This window comes from Sphingopyxis sp. CCNWLW2, assembly GCF_037095755.1.
GTDB lineage: Bacteria > Pseudomonadota > Alphaproteobacteria > Sphingomonadales > Sphingomonadaceae > Sphingopyxis.
The window spans coordinates 57,436-76,222 of record NZ_JBAWKJ010000001.1 but is presented as its reverse complement, the minus strand read 5'-3'; the positions used below and the strand labels follow the sequence as shown (position 1 = coordinate 76,222).

At 63.8% G+C, this 18,787-nt stretch carries 17 protein-coding genes; 9 read left to right on the top strand and 8 right to left on the bottom strand.

What is annotated here, in order from left to right; translation table 11 throughout:
• Window positions 1-561: 561 nt before the first annotated feature.
• Window positions 562-822 carry a hypothetical protein gene (locus V8J55_RS00290; protein WP_336443859.1) on the top strand — a complete coding sequence of 87 codons (261 nt, stop codon included), beginning with the start codon at window positions 562-564 and terminating at the stop codon, window positions 820-822.
• Window positions 823-894: 72 nt separating this feature from the next.
• Here the strand turns inward: V8J55_RS00290 and V8J55_RS00285 are convergent, their stop codons facing one another.
• From V8J55_RS00285 to V8J55_RS00275, 3 genes are read right to left on the bottom strand one after another with little or no spacing between them, the layout of a single operon-like run.
• On the bottom strand, window positions 895-2,175 hold the full coding sequence (locus tag V8J55_RS00285) for a DUF3526 domain-containing protein (protein WP_336443858.1): 1,281 nt from the start codon (window positions 2,173-2,175) through the stop codon (window positions 895-897).
• Window positions 2,172-3,614: an ABC transporter permease gene (locus tag V8J55_RS00280; RefSeq protein WP_336443857.1), complete on the bottom strand. Its 1,443-nt coding sequence runs from the start codon at window positions 3,612-3,614 to the stop codon at window positions 2,172-2,174. Before V8J55_RS00280 ends, V8J55_RS00285 begins: the two co-directional genes overlap by 4 nt.
• A complete protein-coding gene (locus V8J55_RS00275) occupies window positions 3,611-4,348 on the bottom strand; it encodes an ABC transporter ATP-binding protein (protein ID WP_336443856.1) in 738 nt (245 codons plus the stop codon). Before V8J55_RS00275 ends, V8J55_RS00280 begins: the two co-directional genes overlap by 4 nt.
• A 258-nt stretch (window positions 4,349-4,606) precedes the next feature.
• On the opposite strand from V8J55_RS00275, the gene V8J55_RS00270 reads away from it, so the two are divergent.
• Together V8J55_RS00270 and V8J55_RS00265 are read left to right on the top strand one after the other, a co-directional pair.
• Entirely contained in the window at window positions 4,607-6,610 is a 2,004-nt protein-coding gene (locus V8J55_RS00270) for a TonB-dependent siderophore receptor (protein WP_336443855.1), read from the top strand.
• On the top strand, window positions 6,607-8,520 hold the full coding sequence (locus tag V8J55_RS00265; protein ID WP_336443854.1) for a TonB-dependent receptor: 1,914 nt from the start codon (window positions 6,607-6,609) through the stop codon (window positions 8,518-8,520). The genes V8J55_RS00270 and V8J55_RS00265 overlap by 4 nt, the downstream gene beginning before the upstream one ends.
• 406 nt (window positions 8,521-8,926) lie before the next feature.
• Here the strand turns inward: V8J55_RS00265 and groL are convergent, their stop codons facing one another.
• On the bottom strand, window positions 8,927-10,546 hold the full coding sequence (gene groL / locus V8J55_RS00260) for a chaperonin GroEL (RefSeq protein WP_336443853.1): 1,620 nt from the start codon (window positions 10,544-10,546) through the stop codon (window positions 8,927-8,929).
• A 49-nt stretch (window positions 10,547-10,595) separates the two neighbouring features.
• Window positions 10,596-10,910 (bottom strand): co-chaperone GroES, encoded by a 315-nt coding sequence (groES, locus tag V8J55_RS00255; protein WP_054727958.1) that lies wholly within the window; start codon window positions 10,908-10,910, stop codon window positions 10,596-10,598.
• A 258-nt stretch (window positions 10,911-11,168) separates the two neighbouring features.
• Here groES and V8J55_RS00250 point away from each other — a divergent pair, with 258 nt between their 5' ends.
• The gene (locus V8J55_RS00250; RefSeq protein ID WP_184101769.1) at window positions 11,169-11,396 is read left to right on the top strand and encodes a hypothetical protein; all 228 of its coding nucleotides are present in this window, start codon (window positions 11,169-11,171) and stop codon (window positions 11,394-11,396) included.
• The gene (locus V8J55_RS00245) at window positions 11,393-11,662 is read left to right on the top strand and encodes an usg protein (protein WP_336443852.1); all 270 of its coding nucleotides are present in this window, start codon (window positions 11,393-11,395) and stop codon (window positions 11,660-11,662) included. The genes V8J55_RS00250 and V8J55_RS00245 overlap by 4 nt, the downstream gene beginning before the upstream one ends.
• 95 nt (window positions 11,663-11,757) lie before the next feature.
• Here V8J55_RS00245 and V8J55_RS00240 read toward each other — a convergent pair whose 3' ends face one another.
• Both V8J55_RS00240 and V8J55_RS00235 read right to left on the bottom strand, forming a co-directional pair.
• On the bottom strand, window positions 11,758-12,237 hold the full coding sequence (locus V8J55_RS00240; RefSeq protein ID WP_336443851.1) for an Hsp20 family protein: 480 nt from the start codon (window positions 12,235-12,237) through the stop codon (window positions 11,758-11,760).
• 228 nt (window positions 12,238-12,465) lie between these two features.
• Complete coding sequence (locus V8J55_RS00235; protein ID WP_336443850.1) at window positions 12,466-12,720, bottom strand: YdcH family protein; 255 nt, start codon at window positions 12,718-12,720, stop codon at window positions 12,466-12,468.
• A gap of 750 nt (window positions 12,721-13,470) precedes the next feature.
• Between V8J55_RS00235 and V8J55_RS00230 the strand changes: the two genes are divergently transcribed.
• The 4 genes from V8J55_RS00230 to V8J55_RS00215 are packed head-to-tail and all read left to right on the top strand — an operon-like array spanning window position 13,471 to window position 17,678.
• Window positions 13,471-14,604, top strand: coding sequence for a fumarylacetoacetate hydrolase family protein (locus V8J55_RS00230; RefSeq protein WP_336443849.1), 1,134 nt, complete (start codon window positions 13,471-13,473; stop codon window positions 14,602-14,604).
• 5 nt (window positions 14,605-14,609) lie between these two features.
• Window positions 14,610-15,377, top strand: coding sequence for an SDR family NAD(P)-dependent oxidoreductase (locus V8J55_RS00225; protein WP_336443848.1), 768 nt, complete (start codon window positions 14,610-14,612; stop codon window positions 15,375-15,377).
• Window positions 15,361-16,239 carry an SMP-30/gluconolactonase/LRE family protein gene (locus V8J55_RS00220; protein ID WP_443030777.1) on the top strand — a complete coding sequence of 293 codons (879 nt, stop codon included), beginning with the start codon at window positions 15,361-15,363 and terminating at the stop codon, window positions 16,237-16,239. The genes V8J55_RS00225 and V8J55_RS00220 overlap by 17 nt, the downstream gene beginning before the upstream one ends.
• A 26-nt stretch (window positions 16,240-16,265) precedes the next feature.
• A complete protein-coding gene (locus V8J55_RS00215; RefSeq protein ID WP_336445679.1) occupies window positions 16,266-17,678 on the top strand; it encodes a sugar porter family MFS transporter in 1,413 nt (470 codons plus the stop codon).
• A gap of 4 nt (window positions 17,679-17,682) precedes the next feature.
• On the opposite strand, the gene V8J55_RS00210 is transcribed toward V8J55_RS00215, so the two are convergent.
• Window positions 17,683-18,762, bottom strand: a complete 1,080-nt coding sequence (locus V8J55_RS00210; protein WP_336443846.1) for a LacI family DNA-binding transcriptional regulator — start codon at window positions 18,760-18,762, stop codon at window positions 17,683-17,685.
• Between the last annotated feature and the right edge of the window lie 25 nt (window positions 18,763-18,787).

Sequence of the window (18,787 nt, the reverse complement as noted above, 5' to 3'; positions counted from 1 at the left end):
ACACTAATGTCAGCCTATAGTTGACACTATTTTAAGTGATCGAATCACTATATTTCATGCACATAGGTAAGAAGCGCGATGTTAGGCGTCAAATCAATTTTTGAAATAAAGATGCTTAGTAAATAGTTAACAATTATTTAAAGAAAAGCAGTCTATGGCCTCCTGAATTGCCATAATTCAGAATTCGTCCGTCTTTTTTCATGATCACTGCGATTGCTTGGTCAGCTTCGAACAGTTTCCCTCGTCTTTGGTTTGTCGCTGGTGGAGCGCCTCATTGTGACCCCCGTGCGACATCGCCTGTGCCCTGAGGTGCGACGCGCGTGGTGCGACGTCGTGCTCCAGCGAAAAACATAAAGTGCCATTGATAATGTGCGGAAACGAGACACCAGATATTCCCGGAGTTCCGATAAATCCGTCCCGCTACCGGTGCATCAACGGTGATACAATGACACATCCAATCGGGTGGGAATAGTCACTTTGTATGGTTTCCAAAGGGTTACTGGTTTGAAAGTGCATGCCTCGCCATCGGAGCGATGTAGTACGCGCCGAGAGTTCGTGTTCTTGGCCGACACGGTCTTTCCTTGCCTTCAGTGTCTGGCCCTCTCGCGCTCGGGATTAGCGGTCGACCCGACCATGCTGCAGTTTGCATTTGCGATCCCGCTGCCCTTGACCTTGCTGATTGCTGGCAACATGCCGGCGTTGGCGGAAGCAGAGCTCTTGCCGTTTCCGATCCCTGGTGCAGCGCGGTTGATCGGTGCGTTGATCTTCCTAAGGTTAAAAGAGGCGCAGCTGGTTTCCGTTACCGGTCGGTGCAAGTCATGACCAACTGGCATGCGGTGAGCGTCCGCTTCTCAAAGTTTGCGCCCGAAAGCGGCCTGACCGCAATCGGCCAATCTACCTTCGCAATGCGGGCTTGGCTGGTTCGAAATCAGGATTAAACCTTGGCGCCTTGGAAAAATCGCTCGCCCGAAAAGGGAGATCGTTGAACAGGTAGTGATAATAAAAAAGCCTTAGCTTCGCGTGATAGGCGCGGATACGATCCTGGTAAGCCAATTGTGCGGCGAGATCGGTGTCGGCGATGCGCGCCAACGCGGCTTGCGCGCCGACCGGTGGCAACACCCAGCCAAGCGTGCGCGCCGCGGAGTCGCGCGCCTCGAGGCCGCCGCGATAGGCCCGAACCTTGTTTGCGACGCTCTCGTCACCGACCTGATGGAAAGCGAAATACCATTTCCAGTGAAACCCGACCGGCAGCCGCGGCGTATCACGCCATTCGGGATGGTTTGCGAAAAAGCGCTCCATCGTGACCTCGCGGGGAATGTCCCATGCCCGGTTTACCGCCTCGCGCTGGGCAAGGGTCAGCTCGACACCCTGGCCCACGGGGATCGCGCGGTTGATGACGATATGCGACAGCGTCGGCAAGACGAGCGTGAGGATAAGCCAGAGGGCGGCAAGCGTCGCCGCGTTGGTCGTCGAACGCGATCCCCGCCGGGCAATGACGACGGAGACAAGAGCCCAGAACGCCAGATAGGCCGCGATCAAGACCAGGATCAGCAGTTGCGACAGCGCCCACGCGCCGGAGAGCAAGCCGCCGGCCAGAAATGGCACCGCCAGTGCGGTATAGATCAAAACGAACCGCAGCACGCCGCGTCGCCACCAGAGCCGGCGCCCGCGTGACAGGGCTTGGAGCATGACATATCGCCCAGCCTCGCGTTCCGACGACCGCAAATCGTGGAACAAGGCGATCACGAACAGCGGTGCGAGATAGACGAGTACGAAGCTGAAATCGAACCGCCCCGGCAGCGCCAGTTCGGGATTGAACGTTTCGCCGTCATAAAGCTGCGCCTCGAGCCCGAGCGCACGCACGCGCAGGATATAGGGCGAAACGTCGCGCATCCCGAGCGCCGCGAAAGCGAGCGGCGAGGGCGGGTCCCAGGTCGGATGAAAGCTATAATAGGCGGCGCTGCCCGGATCCTCGATCTTGCTGACCCATTTGGCGATCGCGGCCACGTCGGCCGCCTGCTGTGTCTGAATACGTTCGATCACCTGGCGCTGTTGGCGGATCTCGGCGAGCCCCGCGGCGACGCTGGCGGCGGCGAGCAGGGCCAGCAGCAGCAGGGCGGCAGCGGCGAGCCGGTTACGCAGCAACAGGCGCAGTTCGTGACGGATCGGGCTCATCGCAGATTCCTTTGCAATCGGCCCGCGACGAGCCAGCACGCGGCCATCGCGGCCAGCAGCCAGCCGGCAACCATCGCCAGCCCCGGCAGCGCCGAGCTTGCCAGTTCGGCGCCGGTCGCGGGCGTGAAGGTGAATTCGGGAATATCATTCCAATGGCGGTGTGCGATCCGCTTGCGCCGGTCGGCGCCGGCATCCTCGGCGGTATCGTCGGCATAGCTGACGCCGTCGGCCTGCAGCCGGTTGAGCCGCTGCACGATGTCGAAACGATAGGCTTCCGCCTGACCCAGGAACCGCCGGTGGCCATCCAGATCAGTGCCCGCCGCCGCCATCGAAAGACGGCGCAGGCCGATCGCGGGACTGAGCGCGCCGAAACCGTTCATGATCGCGCTCTGGTCGGCCTGGGTGGCAAAGCTGGCCGCAGCATAGCGGTCGAACAGCCCCGAGGTCAGTTTCTCACCCTCGATCGCCAGCAGGCCCTTGTAGTTGACCGGCAGGTCTTCGACCCGCGCGACGCCATATTGGTCGAGGATTTTCTGTTTGAACGCGGCAAAAAAGGGATCGTCGGCATTGTGGCTGTCGCCGAGCTGGCGCAGGTCGCGCTGGATCGCGATGTCGGTTTCCAGTCGCGTCGCGAGCGGCCGCGCCTGACCCGCCAGATCGGGGGCGATGCGGGGGATCAGGATGACGCCGACCGTCCAGATTGCGAGCAGCGCGAGAAGGGCATCGCGGCTGCGCTGGACCAGTGCCGACACGAGAATGACGACGAGGGTCCAGAAAAACAGCCAGGCGGCATAACCAAGTGCGATCACCGCCATCGGTGCCGCCAGCGCACCTGGCTGCCCGGCGATGAGCGCAAACCCGATCATCGCCGGCAGGCCGACGAGGGCTGCGATCAGCCCCAGCGCCAGCGCTTTGCCCGCCAGCAGCCTCCGCCCGGAAACCCCCTGCGCCAGCAACTGGCGCAGGGTGCCGCGCTCGCGCTCGCGCGCGACGGCGCCATAGCCCAGGAAGACCAGCAGCAACGGCGCCAGCACCTGCAGGACGAAAGCCGGGGTGAGCTGGCCAAACCGGATCAGCAGCGACGATTGGCGGACATCCCCGAAATTGGCGGTGTTCTGGCGATGCCCCTCCAGAAACATGCTGTTGCCGGTAAAGGCATCGACCCCCGGATCGAACGCGGCCAGCGGCCCCAGCGGCCGAAAGATGAAATGGCCGTAATGGACGACGCGGTGCGGGTGGCGGTCGGGCTGGGCGTCGAACGCCTGTTCGGCTGTCTTCTGGAATTGCACGCGTTGCGCGGCGATCGCCTGCTGATTTGTCCATGAGGTGATCGCGGCGACCAGCGTCAGCAGGATGAGCAGCGCGAAAGCGATCATGGCGACGCGGTTCCGCCGCATCAGCCGCAGTTCGTCGCGTGCGATTAATCCGACCGCGCTCATGCCGCCGCCGCCGCCGCGGCAGCGCCGAATTTCTGGTGAAGCGCGCGGACGTCGAACCGGTCGGCGCCATTGGCAGCGACCTCGTCGACGATCCGGCCGGCGTCGAGAAAACCGATGCGGTCAGCGATTTCGGCGGCGCTCAGCAGGTCGTGGGTGACCATCAGCACCGCGGCGCCCCGATCACGGACATTGGCGACTAGGCGGCCGAAATCGCCGGTAGCGCGCGGGTCCAGTCCCGATGTCGGCTCGTCGAGCAGCAGCACCGGCACATGGCGCAGCAACGCGACCGCGATCGCCACCTTCTGCCGCATGCCCTTGGAAAATCCGGCCAGCCTCTTGTCCCAGGCATCGGCTTGCAGCCCGGTGGCGTCGAACGCGTCGTCGATGGCCGCGTCGTCCTGACGCTGGTCCGACAGGGCAAGCAAATAGGCGACATTCTCCCGCGCGCTGAGATGGTCGTACAGCGCGACATTTTCGGGGAGATAGGCGATCAGCCGCCGTACCGCATCGGGGTCGGATGCCGGGTCGATGCCGCCGATGCGGACGTGGCCCGCCGTCGGCCGATTGAAGCCGAGCAGAGTGGACAGGGTTGTCGATTTGCCTGCGCCATTGCCACCGAGCAGCGCATAGATTTCTCCTGCGGCAACGCTGAGCGAAAGCCCATCGAGCACGCGATGCGATCCGTAAGCGACGGCGACATCGCGCATTTCCAGGCCAGGCCTGCCAGCATTCATCCGATATCTCCTATGAAGCGAGCGCGCCTCTTGCCCAGCCGCAAGCGCGGAGTCAATATAACGTTATACCATTACATTTTTGCTTGACGCATTCCGAGGCCATGCATAGGCGAACCGCGGATGATATGATGTATCATTGATAAATTTGCGCGCCAGACCTGGCATTTTGGGGGAAGTATGAAACGAAGATTGTCGTTGTCGGCGTGCCTGTTGGCGGCCGCAGGAGCGCCTTGCTCTGCGCTGGCCGAAACGAACGAGATGAGCGAGGCGGAGAGCGAGATCGTCATCACCGGATCGCGCGCCGCCAATGCCAGCATCAACGGGCTCGAGGTCGATCCGTTGCTGCTGCCGCAGAATGTGCGCGTGCTCGACGAGCGGTTGATTGCCGAGGCTGGCTTTACCGACCTGTCGCAGCTGTTCGATCTGGCGGGCGGCATGGCGCGCCTGAACAGCTTTGGCGGCGCGTGGGACGCCTATGCGATCCGGGGGTTTTCGGGCGATATCAACCAGGGGCCCGACCTGCTCGTCAACCGCTTCTCCGCCAACCGCGGCTTCAATGCCCGGCGCGACGTTGCGACGGTCGAGAGTTTCCAGGTGCTCAAAGGCCCGGCATCGGCGCTGTCGGGCAAGGGTGAGCCGGGCGGATCGATCAACATCGTGACCAAGGCGCCGCAGGACCGGTTCCACGCCGGCGGCGACCTGTCCTACGGTAGCTTCGACACCTGGCGCGGCAGTTTCGACATCGGCGGCCCCGCGGCCGGCGGGCTCGGGGTGCGGCTGATCGGGGTCTATCAGGCAGGCGACAGCTTTCGCGATTTCAATCGGTCCGACCGGCTGCTGCTGGCGCCGTCGATCGCCTGGTCGCCGTCGGATGCGGTGCGCTTTCTGTATCAGCTCGAATATAATCTCGTTCATTTCACCCACGACCGCGGGCTGGTCGCGGTGAAAGGTGACGGCAAAGCGCTGCCGCGCAGCCGTTTCCTTGGCGAACCCGACGATGGCCAGATCGAACAGCGAAAGAGCCAACATCAGGGCACGCTGACGATCGACCTCGCCGACGGCATCGCGCTCGAAGCAGGAATCCAGTATCGCGACGGCAAAATGACGGGGCAGTCGACGCATAACAGCGCGCTCGTCGGGACGCGATTACGCCGCCAGCTTCGCGTCCACGCCTATGACTGGCAGGATCTGTCGGCGCGCACCGAACTCAGCATAAACACCAGCTTGTGGGGGCTGGATCATCAGTTTCGTATCGGTGGGGACATCTTCAGCTATGACCAGCGCCGCCGGTTTTTCCGGTTCAGCCCGACCGCCGCCAACCCGTATGACATCGACATTTTCAACCCGGTCTATGGCCAGCCCAAACCGGTCGCGACGCTCAATCAGGACCTGCTCGAACAGCAACGCGGCGAAAGCCTTTATGCCCAGGATCTGATCACGCTTGGCGATCGCTTCAGCCTGTTGCTTGGCGTGCGGCACGACTGGATCCGGCAGGCGAACGTCAATTATCGCGCGAACCGCACCGACCGGCAGCGTCCGTCACAAACCTCGCCGCGCGCCGCATTCACTTTTGCGCCGAGCGACAATCTGTCCGCTTATGTCAGCTGGGGGAAATCCTTCCGCTTCAATCAGGGCGTCACCGCGACCGCCGAACCCTTTGCGCCCGAGCGCGGCGAGGCGTGGGAAGGGGGCGTCAAATATGCGTTGCTGGACAAAAGAGTGACCGGCGCGCTGTCGCTGTTCCGGATTACCAAGGACAATATCCTGGTCACCGATTCCGCGAACAGCGGCTTTCAGGTCGCTGCCGGCCGCGCGCGCAGCAAGGGCGTCGAATTCGATGCCAATCTGAAACTCGACGACCGCTTTTCGCTGACGATGGTCTATGCCTACACCGATGCGAAGGTGATCAGGGATACGCGCCCCGTCCTCGTTGGCAGCGGGCTGATGAATATCCCCAAGCATTCGGGCGCACTCTATGGATATTGGCAGTCGAAAGGCGATGCGCCCGGATCGATCGGGGTCGGCGGCGGCCTGACCTACGTCGGCGCGCGACCGGGCGACGATATCGCGAGCGGATTTCGCTTGCCCGATTATGTAACCGCGCGCGCCAACCTGTCGTGGCAGGCGGCCGAGGGCGTCCGCCTTCATCTCGATGTCGAGAATCTGTTCGACACCTATTATCTCGATAGTTCCTACAGCGATGTCTGGATCACGCCGGGCGCGGCGCGCTCGGTGCGGGTGCGACTGGCGGTCGGGCTGTGATCCGGCGGACGGGGTCGGCGCTTCTCGCGCTGGCGCTGGCCGACCCCGCGCTGGCGCAGCGCACCGACGAAAATGCCGTGCGCGAGGCCGAGGACGGCTTTGGCAAGAGCGTCGGCAATGAATCGGTGGGCATCTATGCCAGCGGCGAGGTGCGCGGCTTTTCGGCCAATGACGCGGGCAATGCGCGCGTCGAGGGACTTTATTTCGACCGGGCGGGCGCGATCACCGACGTCGTGGTGCGCGGCACGACGGTCCGGGTCGGCCTCACCGCCTTCGGCTATCCCTTTCCGGCGCCAACCGGCATCGTCGACACCGACCTGCGGCGTACCGGCAGCGACACGGTGGTCAGCGTCCGGCTGAGCAGCGGCGAATATCTCGGACCCGATCTGGTCGCCGACGCAGCCATCCCGGTCAGCGAAAAATTCGGGGTCAATGTCGCGCTGGGTGTGTTCGACGATCAATATGTCAGCGGTAGCAGTGCCTGGTTCGTCAGCTATGGCAGCGTCGCACGCTGGCGCCCCGCCATGGGCGTCGAACTGACGGGGTTTTTCGCACGCTATGATTATGGCGACGAGGAACAGTCGCCGACCCTCTATACGAACGGCAGCTTCCTGCCCCCCAAGGTCGAACGGCGGTTATTCTATGGCCAGCAATGGGCCGACTGGCGCGGCTACAGCCAGAATTACGGCGGCCTCGCCAAGGCCAGTCTTGGCGAATGGCAATTCGCCGCGGGGTTGTTCAACAGCCGCTTCACGCGCGACGATTTCGCCTCGCTCTATTTCGACGGTGTCGATCGGGGCGGGCGCGGGCGGCTGGTCGTCGTCAGCGGCGAGGATCAGCTGAGCGCGTCGACGTCGGGCGAAGCGCGCGTCAGCCGCGTCTTTGCCGAGGGCGCGCGGCGGCACCGCATCCTGTTGTCGGTGCGCGGACGGCGCAAACAAAGCGACTATGGCGGCTATCATGTCGCCGATCTCGGCCCGGCGGCCATCGGCGTGCCCGACCCGCGCCCCGAACCCGACCGCCGCTATGGCGCGCTGACCGAAGATCGCGTGCGCCAGATGAGCTATGCTCTCGGCTATGAGATGCGCTGGCCGGGGGTGGGTGAGCTCAATTTGGGGGTCACGCGCAGCGACTACCGCAAAGCGGTCGTGCAGCCCGGTCGCCTTGCCGAAACCAGCCGCGACCGGCCATGGCTGTGGAATGCGGCGCTGGCCTTCACCCCCAGCGATCGGCTGACACTCTATGGCGCGATGACCCGCGGGCTCGAGGAAAGCGGCACCGCGCCGGGCAATGCGGTCAACCGCAACGCGGCGCTGCCGGCGCTGCGCACGAAGCAGAAGGAAATCGGGCTGCGTTATGCGCTGCCGGGCGGGATGCGTTTCGTCACCGCGCTGTTCGACATCCGCAAACCCTATTTCGAGATCGACAGCCGCGACGGCGTCTATCGCATCCTGGGCACCGTCATCCATCGCGGCGCCGAATTCTCGCTGTCCGGCGAACCGCTGCCCGGACTGAACCTCGTCGCGGGCGCGGTGCTGCTGCGGCCGCGGGTGACCGGTCAAGCGGTCGACGAGGGCCGCTTGGGTTCGGAGCCGATCGGCCGGACCGCGAGGCTCATCGACCTCAATGCCGACTATCGGCTGCCGGGGATTGCCGGCGCCTCGGTCGATCTTCGCCTGTTGCACGAAGGAAAACGCGTCGCGCGCGCCGACAACAGCCTCGATATTCCGGCGCGGACGACGATCGACCTTGGCGCCCGCTACCGGGCGACCATCGGCAAGGTACCCGCGACCTTTCGGCTGCAGATACGCAATATCGCCAATGTCTATGGCTGGCGTGTCTTCGGCGGCGGTGGTTTCGCGCCGATTCCGGGACGCCGGGTGATTGGAACTGTTACAGCGGACTTCTAAACGCCAACGACTTGATCCCCACGCGAAAATCCGTAGAACGTCCGCATTCGTCCTGGCGCGACCAAAAGCCGAAATTCCGCTAGCGGCCAAGACGGATTCTGCGCGGTAGCGCGGCGGTGATAACTTTATCATCCGTCGTGCCTGTGGAACGCTAAGACGGCAGGCTCGCGAGGTCTTCAAGGACCGCGCTCCAATAAGCGATTTCCTGACCGTTGCCGCGTTCACGCGCCCATTCGAGTTGCCGAGCCACGAGCTGTTTGGCCTCGTTTCCGTGTCGCAGCTTCAGTTGGGCTGAGCAGCCGCGAACGCTTTGACTGCCGTAAAAGGGCATGACAGTTCCCTCCGCATTCTCCTTGGTTGCGAGCATGAAGGGGATAGGGCGGCGGTCGCCCGCCGCCCTATCTCGTCAGAAGTCCATCGCCGGCATCGGCGCGGCCTTCTCTTCCTTCGGCAGCTCGGCAACAAGCGCCTCGGTTGTGATCAGCAGCGAGGCGACCGAGGCCGCGTCCTGCAGCGCGGTGCGCACGACCTTGGCGGGATCAATCACCCCCGCCTTGACGAGATCCTGATACTCGCCGGTGGCGGCATTGAAGCCCCAGTTGTAATCGTCGCTCTCGAGCAGCTTGCCGACGATCCACGCGCCGTCCTCGCCGGCATTATCGGCGATCTGGCGCGCCGGGGTGCGCAGCGCGCGGCGGACGATGTCGATGCCCGACTGCTGGTCGTCGTTCGCGGCCTTGAGGCCCTCGAGCGCCTTTAGCGAGCGAAGGAGCGCGATGCCGCCGCCGGGAAGGATGCCTTCCTCGACCGCCGCGCGGGTCGCGTGGAGCGCGTCGTCGACGCGGTCCTTCTTCTCCTTGACCTCGACCTCGGTCGCGCCGCCGACACGGATCACCGCGACGCCGCCCGCGAGCTTGGCAAGCCGCTCCTGCAGCTTCTCGCGGTCATAGTCGCTGGTGGTCGTCTCGATCTGCTGGCGGATCTGCGTGACCCGGCCGTCGATATCCGACTTCGCGCCGACGCCGTCGACGATCGTCGTATTATCCTTGTCGATGACCACCTTCTTCGCGCGCCCGAGCATGTTGATCGTGACGCTCTCGAGCTTGATGCCGAGTTCCTCGCTGACGACATTGCCGCCGGTGAGCACCGCTATATCCTCGAGCATCGCCTTGCGGCGGTCGCCAAAGCCCGGCGCCTTGACGGCGGCGACCTTGAGCCCGCCGCGCAGGCGATTGACGACGAGCGTTGCGAGCGCGTCGCCCTCGACATCCTCGGCGATGATGAGCAGTGGCCGGCCCGACTGGACGACGCTCTCGAGGAGCGGCAGCATCGCCTGCAGGTTCGAGAGCTTCTTCTCGTGGATGAGGATATAGGGGTCGTCGAGTTCGACCTTCAGCTTCTCGGCATTGGTGATGAAATAAGGGCTGAGGTAGCCGCGGTCGAACTGCATGCCCTCTACCGTCTCGAGTTCGGTCGCGAGGCTCTTCGCTTCCTCGACGGTGATCACGCCCTCATTGCCGACCTTCTCCATGGCCTCGGCGAGGATCTTGCCGACCTCTTCGTCGCCATTCGCCGAGATCGTCGCGACCTGCGCGATTTCGCTGTTCGCCTCGACCGACTTCGCATGGGCCTTCAGGTCTTCGACGACGGTGCTCACGGCAAGATCGATGCCGCGCTTGACGTCCATCGGGTTCATGCCCGCGGCGACCGCCTTCGAGCCTTCGCGAACGATCGCCTGCGCGAGTACGGTCGCGGTGGTCGTGCCGTCGCCGGCCTTGTCGTTCTGCTTCGAGGCGACCTCGCGCAGCATCTGCGCGCCCATATTCTCGAACTTGTCGGCAAGCTCGATTTCCTTGGCGACGGTGACGCCGTCCTTGGTGATGCGCGGTGCGCCGAAGCTTTTCTCGATCACGACGTTGCGGCCCTTCGGACCCAGCGTCACCTTCACCGCATTCGCAAGCGTATCGACGCCGCGCAGCATGCGATCACGCGCGTCCGACGAAAACTTCACTTCCTTGGCAGCCATTGGTGCAACTCCTTTCCTGTCACTGGCTGAATTCAGAAATGGCGGCCGATCAAGCCGCCTGCTTGAGCGCCTCGGCCTGCTCGATCACCCCGAGGATGTCGCTCTCTTTCATGATGAGCAGCTCCTCGCCGTCGATGCGAACCTCGGTGCCCGACCATTTGCCGAACAGGATCCGGTCGCCGGCCTTGACGTCGAGCGCGGTGACCGTGCCGTCCTCGGCGCGGACGCCGGGACCGACGGCGACGACTTCGCCTTCCTGCGGCTTTTCCTTGGCAGTGTCGGGGATGATGATGCCGCCCGAGGTTTTCTCCTCGGCTTCGATGCGGCGGACGACCACACGGTCGTGCAAGGGTCGGAAATGCATGCATAACCTCCATGTTGCATAACGATATGATAAGCCGGCGCCTGTCCAGGACGCGCGGCGCCGATGAGCTAGGAAGCGATTTTTTCGCTTCAAGAGGTTCGGTGAAATTTTTTTTCGCTTTCTCGCCAGCGCGAAACAAATGCCGCTTATCAAGGGGCTGACGCCTCTTGACTCGACTCGCTTCGCTCCCAAAATCTGTCCCTGCGGCACCTTGCCGCACGACGAGAAAGGAAAGGCTACAAGGAAGGAGGCACGATCATGTCCGAGCCATTTTCCCGTTTTCTTCACCCCTTCGATGTGGCGCGTCACCCGAGCCTCGAGCCTGAGGTCAAGCGCGCTCTTCTTGCATCCTGGGCGTCGGATCGCTCGGCGGTTCGCAACAAGCCCGCGCTTCGCAAACCCCCGGGGGCAAAGCGAGCGGTGCCGGTCGACGATGTGCTTGCGGCGCTCAGGTCGCTCGACGGCGGCGCGGCGCGCGCGCCATGACCGACCGGGCGCTGCTCGCGCAGCTGGAGGGCTACGGGCTGACAACCGCCGAAATCCACTACTACCGGCCCGATCATCCCTCGCTGCTCCAGCTATACGTCTGGCAGGATTATGATCTTCCGCCGGACTTTCCGGTGCTGTTTGATTTTTTGGCGATGTGGCGGCGCCAGCTCGAAGCCGCTCTCCACTCGGTCCGCATCGCGCATGATGCGCTGGTCGGGCCCGCCGAGTGGCGCGTGGCGGACATCATTCGTGCGATTGATTGACGGAGCGACCTGAGCGTCTCCGGCTGGTTAGCTGTACTTCTACTGCTATTCTTCAGGAAAGCGGGGCCGCTCCTGTACAGCGGCCCCGCAAGATATCAGGCGCTCTCGAGCGCCTTTTCTTTCGACGATCCGATCCGGCGCGGTTCGGCATCGCCGCTGCCGATCTCGATCTTGCGCGGCTTCATCGCCTCGGGAATGACTCGGTTGAGCTCGATCGTAAGCAGGCCGTCGGTGAAGCTCGCGGTACCGACCTCGATATAGTCGGCGAGCTGGAAGCGCCGTTCGAACGCCCGGCGCGCGATGCCGCGATGAAGATAGGTGCTCTTCGCATCTTCTTCCGCGGGTTTGCCCGTAACGGCCAGCTGGTTCTGCTGCGCCACGATCTCGATCTCGTCGGGCTTGAAGCCTGGGACCGCGAGCGTGATGCGGAAGCGGTCGTCGGCCTCGCGCACGATGTCGAAGGCCGGATAGCCGTCGGACGTCTCGCTGCGCTGCCCCTTCTCGAGCAGGTCGAAGAGGTGATCGAAGCCCACCGTCGAACGGCGGTACGGGGTAAAGTCAAAATCGGTTCTCATTTCCAAATCCTCCTGATTGAAGCAATTCGGGCATGAGATGCGCCGGTACACAGAGCGGCGCTCTCCATGTCCTGCAGACCCGGTCAATCCGGCATCTGGAAGGAAATTAGGAAGCGAATTTGCTGTTTCAAGACATGTCGCCGACGCCGGATTGCAGTTCGTCGCAGAGGTGGAAGAGGGCCCTCGCACCGGAAGGTGCGGAGCTGCAGTGTGCGGCTCCGCAGCTGGTCAGGCAACGCGGCTCCCGCCGGTGTCGTTGCTCCAGGTGGCGATCTGGTCCTTGACGGCCAGCTTCAGCTTCTTGAGCCGCGCGATCAGGACCTCGTCGGGTCGGCGCTGCCGCGCTTCCCGATCGATTTCGGCTTCGAGGCGGGCATGCTCGCGCCGGAAGTATTCGATATGTTTGCTGGACATCTTCTTCTCCATGCCAAGTTGAGGATGTCGCAGCCGGTCCGCTGCGGCGGGGATATAAGAAAGGGCCATCCCTGATTTCAATGGGTTGGAATAGGTCGTTCGCTCAAATCGGCGCATACGCCGCCTATAATGAGAACGACAGGCTTTTGCCCAGAATCGGATAGGCAATGGCCGCGATCGGCCGAAACGTGTCATCGCTGCTCGTGACCTCGGGAAGGTCCGCTATTCGCCATTCGGCACCCAGAAGCGGTCAGTCTCCTACCGGCCAGTTTCACGAACCTTTCGAGTTGGCTCTGTCGTTATTCGGTAAGTCAGGCTGATTGAGATTCTTCAATAAACTTGTCTTTGTCATTCTTCCGTTTTCCAACGGATCGGTTGTGTCCAATAACGATGACCCTCCCATCTTGGTGGGCTTGCAAATTTGAAGTGCCCAGTCTTAGCCATCTGAGCGCATGTCGCATTGTCGAACCAGGCTGCGAAAGTGAACTTTGCCTTGGCCATAAATCCTCGGCAAACCGCAGCGCCGAAAGCAGTGGAGTCCCAATGCGCGACGACCGTGTCGCCTTCGGCATAGAGTGTGTGCACGCTCAAAATCAGCCTTGTGCGCACCCGAGTGGACGGCAGTTTTAATGTCGCTGCCGAGGTCTTTGGCGCCCCTGTCGACTTTGCCCGCGCCGCCACCCGACGGCAGATTTCCCCAAAGCATAATATCGGTTCCGCCGCCGAGATTTGCTCTCCCTTTTCGGGGGCGTCCTTGTGCCCTTGACAAGGCGGGCGCGAGCGTGTTGGTAGCGCTATCACAAAAAAAGGTTTTGGATAATGGAGGGGAATCCCCGCGACATCGTGTCGGCACTGCCCGGCGATTGGGAAGCCGGCGTCTTCGTCGGCCGCATGCGCACCGAGGCCGGGCCGAACCCGATGCTGATCGTGCGCGGCGAATGTTATGACATGTCGGCGGTCGCGCCGACCGCGGCAGCGCTTGTCGAGCGTGGCGATTTCAGTGGCGCAGGGGGACGCGCGCTTGGCCGTTTCGACCTTTCGGCTGTCGATCTCCTAAGCCCCGTCGATCTGCAATGCGTCAAGGCCTGCGGAGTAACCTTCGCGATATCCGCAATCGAGCGGGTGATCGAGGAAAGCGCGCGCGGCGACTGGGGCGCGGCATCGGCCATTCGGGATCGCCTCGAGGCGCGCGTCGGCGGCTCGATCCGTTCGGTCGTGCCGGGCTCGTCCGAAGCGGCCGAACTCAAGGCCGCACTGATCGAGGACGGGCTCTGGTCGCAATATCTCGAAGTCGCGATCGGTCCGGACGCCGAGGTGTTCACCAAGGCGCCGGTGCTGTCGACGCTGGGGCCCGATGCCGAGATCGGGATCCGCTCTGATTCGACCTGGAACAACCCCGAACCCGAGATCGTGTTGCTCGTGAACAGCGCTGGCACGGCCATCGGCGCGATGCTGGGGAATGACGTAAATCTGCGCGATTTCGAGGGGCGGTCGGCGCTGTTGCTGGGCAAGGCCAAGGACAATAACGCCTCCTGCTCGCTCGGGCCGCTGGTGCGGCTGTTCGACGACAGTTTCACGCTGGACGATGTGCGTGCGGCCGAGGTGCGGCTGAGCATTCGCGGCGAAGACGGTTATGTGCTCGAGGGTGAGAGCAATATGCGCGAAATCAGCCGCGATCCGCTCGAACTGGTGCGCCAGACGCTGAGCGAACATCAATATCCCGACGGTTTCGCGCTGTTCCTCGGTACGTTGTTCGCGCCGGTCGAGGATCGCGACGAACCCGGCCGGGGCTTTACGCACAAGGTCGGCGATGTGGTCGCGATCGAAAGCCGCAAGCTCGGCCGGCTGGTTAATCGCGTCACGACCTCGAAGGATGCCGCGCCGTGGCGCGACGGGATCGGGGCATTGATGACGAATCTTGCGGGCCGCGGCTTGCTGGGGGCAGGGAAGTGACGATTATGGCGACGGTTGAGGCAGGGGCGGAGCGAGCAATCTATCCGAGCTTGTCGGGCAAGCGCGTACTCGTGACGGGCGGTGCGAGCGGGATTGGCGCTTCGCTGGTCGCAGAGTTCGCCGCGCAGGGCGCGAAGGTGGCGTTCCTCGATCTTGACGACGGGGCCGGCCAGCGACTGGCGGACGGGATTCCTGGCACGCGGTTCCTTTCCTGCGATCTGCGCGATATCGACATGCTCAAGACCTGCCTCGCGGCGCTGACCAAGGAGATGGGCGGGATCGATATTCTTCTCAACAATGCGGCGAACGACGATCGCCATGCGGTGATGGATGTCACCCCCGAATATTGGGACGAGCGGATGGCGACGAACCTGCGGCACCTGTTTTTCGCGGCGCAGGCGGTGATTCCCGCGATGCGCGCGGCGGGCGGCGGCGCGATCGTCAATTTCGGCTCGATCAGCTGGCATCTCGGTCTTCCCGACCTCGTGCTCTATCAGACCGCGAAGGCCGCGATCGAGGGACTGACGCGCAGCCTGGCGCGCGACCTCGGCCGCGACAATATCCGCGTCACCACGATTGTGCCGGGCAATGTCCAGACGCCGCGGCAGGAGAAATGGTACACGCCCGAAGGCGAGGCCGAGATTGTCGCGGCGCAGTGTCTCAGCGAGCGAATTCAACCGATCGATGTTGCGGCGCTGGCGCTGTTCCTGGCGTCGGACGACGGGCGCATGTGCACCGGCCACGAATATTTCGTCGATGCGGGATGGCGCTGAAATGAGCGTCGAACCGGTCCTTCGCGTTGCGGCCACGCTGGGCGAAGGGCCGGTTTGGGTCGATGGCCAATTGTGGTTTGTCGACATCAAGGGAAAGCGTATCTATCGCTTCGATCCCGCCGACCGCGCCAGCCGGCACTGGGACGCGCCCGATCAGGTGGGCTGGGTGCTGCCCGCAGCCGCCGGCGACATGATCGCGGGTGTGAAGACCGGGCTACACCGCTTTGATCCGGCGAGCGGCCGTTTCGCCTTGCTCCACGATCCCGAACCCGGTTTCCCCGGCAACCGCCTCAACGACGCGGCGACCGACAGCGAAGGGCGGTTGTGGTTCGGCAGCATGGACGACAGCGAAGCGGACAAGTCGGGCCGACTTTATCTCTGCCGGGGCGGCGCGTGCCGTGATACCGGCCTGCCGCCGGTCGCGATCACCAATGGACCCGCGATCAGCGCCGATGCGCGCAGCCTCTATCACACCGACACGCTCGGCAAGACGATCTGGCGGGTGGCGATCGGCGCGAATGGCGACCTTGGAGCGCCCGAGCAGCATATCGTGATCGAGGATGGCGCGGGCCACCCCGACGGTTCGGTGATCGATGCCGAGGGCTGCCTGTGGGTCGCGCTCTATGGCGGCTGGGGCGTGCGGCGTTACGATCCGGCGGGCAAGCTGATGCAGTTCGTGCGCTTTCCCGTATCCAATGTGACCAAGATCGCATTCGGCGGCGAGGGCCTGAAAACCGCCTATGCCACAACAGCGCGCAAGGGGCTGGATTCGGCCACACTGGCGGAGCAGCCGCTGGCGGGCGACCTGTTTGCATTCGACCCCGGCGTTGCCGGTCTGCCGGTGACACCGGCCAAAATATGAAAAAGGGAGCGGGTGAGATGGCGAGTATGGCGGAACCGGCCGAGGGCCGGGTCAATATCGGGTTTATCATCGCGATCGTGGCGGTGGCGACGATCGGCGGTTTCATGTTCGGCTATGATTCGGGCGTGATCAACGGCACACAAAAGGGGCTGGAGAGCGCCTTCGATCTGGGCAAGCTGGGTATCGGCGTCAATGTCGGCGCGATCCTCGTCGGCTCGGCGATCGGTGCGTTCGGCGCTGGCCGCCTGGCCGACCGCATCGGCCGCCGCGGCGTGATGATGCTGTCGGCGATCCTGTTTCTGCTTAGCGCATTGCTCGCGGGGGCGGCATCCTCGTCGATCATCTTCATCATCGCGCGCATCATCGGCGGCCTTGGCGTCGGCGCGGCGAGCGTGATCTCGCCGGTCTATATTTCCGAGGTTACCCCGGCGAATATCCGCGGGCGGCTGTCGAGCGTCCAGCAGGTGATGATCATCACCGGCCTCACCGGCGCGTTCGTCGCCAACTTCGCGCTCGCGCGCTATGCTGGCGGTTCGACGTCGGAATTCTGGATGGGCTATCCCGCGTGGCGCTGGATGTTCTGGCTGCAGGCGATCCCCGCCGCGATCTATTTCCTCGCGCTGCTCGTCATCCCCGAGAGCCCGCGCTATCTCGTTGCGCGCGGCCGGGAAGAAGAGGCGCACGCCGTGCTGACGCGGCTGTTCGGCACCGCCGAGGCCGACCGCAAGGTAACCGAAATTCGAGGCAGCCTCGCCGCCGACCACCATCGGCCCAAGCTATCCGACCTGATCGACAAAAGTTCGGGCAAGGTCCGCCCAATCGTGTGGACAGGCATCGGCCTTGCCGTGTTCCAGCAATTCGTCGGCATCAACGTCGTCTTCTATTATGGCGCGACCTTGTGGGAAGCGGTCGGTTTCTCGGAAGATTATGCGCTGCAGACCAACATCCTGTCGGGAGTGCTGTCGATCGGGGCGTGCCTTGCGACGATCCTGCTGGTCGATCGGATCGGCCGCAAGCCGCTGCTGCTGATCGGCTCGGCGGGCATGGCGGTGACGCTGGCCGTCGTCGCCTATGCCTTCTCGACCGCGGTGTCGGGCGCCGACGGCAGCCTGTCGCTGCCCGGCAACAACGGCCTGATCGCGCTGATCGCGGCCAACCTCTATGTGATCTTCTTCAACCTCAGCTGGGGTCCGATCATGTGGGTGATGCTGGGCGAGATGTTCCCGAACCAGATCCGCGGATCGGGCCTCGCTGTCGCCGGTTTCGCGCAGTGGATCGCCAATGCGCTGATCTCGGTCAGCTTCCCGGCGCTCGCGGCCTCGCCCGGCCTTGCAGTCACCTATGTCGGCTATGCGCTGTTCGCGGCGATATCCTTCTTCTTCGTGCAGAAGATGGTCGTCGAGACGCGCGGGCGCGAGCTCGAGGATATGCCGGGCTGAGGGATCAGCGCGGCTTCCGCGTCGTCGGCCGGCGACGCGGAGCCGCGTCGGATTGGCGGCGGATCAGCTCGTAGGAGGCCAGAACGTGCGGAGTCTCGATGGCCGCGCCTTGCCCCTTGCGGGCCCGGATCGCACGCACCAGCAGTTCGACCGCGGTGCGCGACATGTCGGTCACCGGCTGGCGGATCGTGGTGAGTTCGGGCCAGATCGTCGTCGCCAGCGCCGTATCGTCGAATCCGCACACGGTCAGGTCGCCGGGCACATCGAGTCCCTTGCGATGCGCGATCGCGACCGTCGCCGCGGCCATGTCGTCGTTCGATGCGAAAATCGCGGTCGGCGGATCGGCGATGTCGAGCAGCAGCTCGGCGGCATCGAGGCCGGAGCGATAGGTGAACAGCCCCTCGGCTACCAGTTCGGGCACGTCGGCCAGCTTGCCTTCGGCGAGTGCGGCGCGGTAACCCGCGAGGCGTTCGGCGCTCGCGGTCTGGTTCGGATTGCCGGTGATGAAGCCGATCCGCACATGGCCAAGCGCCATCAGGTGGCGCGTCATGTCATAGGCCGCCTGCCGGTCGTCGATGCTGACCGACAGCGCCCAGTCGGGGGCGCGCCCGGTCGCGACCGCGACCACGGGGACACCGCGCTCCTTCAGCGCCGCGAGGATCGGCGGCGAATCGCTGAGCGGCGGGGGCAGCACCACGCCATCGATGCGCCCGCCGAGCAGATGTTCGATCGCGGGATTTCCGCCGCCCTCGTCGTCGCATTTCTCGACCACCAGATGGACATTGCTGCGGCTCGCCTGATCGAGACTGCCGACCAGGAATTCGCTGAGATAGGCGAAGGACGGGTTCGAATGGAGCAGGCCGATGCGGATATCGTCGCCGCCGGCCAGCGTGCGCGCGGCGGCGTTGGGCGCGTAGTTCAGCGCCGCGATCGCTTCCTCGACGCGCTGCTTCGTTTCCTCGCGCACATTGGTTTCGCCGTTGATCACGCGGCTCACCGTCATCGGCGAGACGCCGGCATGCGCCGCGACGTCGCTGATCGTCGGTACGTTGCGCTGGCGTCGTTGGCCGCGACCTTCCTTCATGCACGTCCTTCCGGGCGGGGGTTCA

Coding starts and splice junctions, on each gene's coding strand:
- V8J55_RS00285 (WP_336443858.1), bottom strand. CDS start 2,175: ATGAGCCCGATCCGTCACGAACTGCGCCTGTTGCTGCGTAACCGGCTC.
- V8J55_RS00280 (WP_336443857.1), bottom strand. CDS start 3,614: ATGAGCGCGGTCGGATTAATCGCACGCGACGAACTGCGGCTGATGCGG.
- V8J55_RS00275 (WP_336443856.1), bottom strand. CDS start 4,348: ATGAATGCTGGCAGGCCTGGCCTGGAAATGCGCGATGTCGCCGTCGCT.
- V8J55_RS00270 (WP_336443855.1), top strand. CDS start 4,607: ATGAGCGAGGCGGAGAGCGAGATCGTCATCACCGGATCGCGCGCCGCC.
- groL (WP_336443853.1), bottom strand. CDS start 10,546: ATGGCTGCCAAGGAAGTGAAGTTTTCGTCGGACGCGCGTGATCGCATG.
- groES (WP_054727958.1), bottom strand. CDS start 10,910: ATGCATTTCCGACCCTTGCACGACCGTGTGGTCGTCCGCCGCATCGAA.
- V8J55_RS00250 (WP_184101769.1), top strand. CDS start 11,169: ATGTCCGAGCCATTTTCCCGTTTTCTTCACCCCTTCGATGTGGCGCGT.
- V8J55_RS00245 (WP_336443852.1), top strand. CDS start 11,393: ATGACCGACCGGGCGCTGCTCGCGCAGCTGGAGGGCTACGGGCTGACA.
- V8J55_RS00240 (WP_336443851.1), bottom strand. CDS start 12,237: ATGAGAACCGATTTTGACTTTACCCCGTACCGCCGTTCGACGGTGGGC.
- V8J55_RS00235 (WP_336443850.1), bottom strand. CDS start 12,720: ATGGCCCTTTCTTATATCCCCGCCGCAGCGGACCGGCTGCGACATCCT.
- V8J55_RS00230 (WP_336443849.1), top strand. CDS start 13,471: ATGGAGGGGAATCCCCGCGACATCGTGTCGGCACTGCCCGGCGATTGG.
- V8J55_RS00225 (WP_336443848.1), top strand. CDS start 14,610: ATGGCGACGGTTGAGGCAGGGGCGGAGCGAGCAATCTATCCGAGCTTG.
- V8J55_RS00220 (WP_443030777.1), top strand. CDS start 15,361: ATGCGGGATGGCGCTGAAATGAGCGTCGAACCGGTCCTTCGCGTTGCG.
- V8J55_RS00215 (WP_336445679.1), top strand. CDS start 16,266: ATGGCGGAACCGGCCGAGGGCCGGGTCAATATCGGGTTTATCATCGCG.
- V8J55_RS00210 (WP_336443846.1), bottom strand. CDS start 18,762: ATGAAGGAAGGTCGCGGCCAACGACGCCAGCGCAACGTACCGACGATC.